Below are 254 nucleotides of genomic sequence, written 5' to 3'. Positions count from 1 at the left end.
CGCAGTTTACCTTATTCCGGCCGGGGCTTTCGCCACTGGGGCAGGCTGATCAACAGCACCGCGCTGATGATCCCCAGCATTGCCAAGGCTTCTTCCATGCCGATGGTCTCACCGACAAACACGATCCCCAGCAACACGGCCACTGCCGGGTTCACATAGGCATAGCTGGTCGCCGCCGCCGGCCGCACGTGCTTGAGCAGGTACATGTAGGCGTTGAAGGCAATGATCGAACCGAACACGGTCAGGTAGGCCAG

General features: G+C 60.6%; 1 protein-coding gene. It reads right to left on the bottom strand.

What is annotated here, in order from left to right; translation table 11 throughout:
- Window positions 1-11 precede the first annotated feature (11 nt).
- Window positions 12-254, bottom strand: a 243-nt coding sequence (locus SB765_RS31745) for an EamA family transporter (RefSeq protein ID WP_410932772.1), incomplete at its 5' end; no start/stop codon positions are given.

Source organism: Pseudomonas sp. SIMBA_067 (genome assembly GCF_046534675.1).
Taxonomy (GTDB): Bacteria; Pseudomonadota; Gammaproteobacteria; order Pseudomonadales; family Pseudomonadaceae; genus Aquipseudomonas; species Aquipseudomonas putida.
Note: the sequence above shows the minus strand (reverse complement) of the source record. Positions and strands in the feature narration are given on the sequence as shown.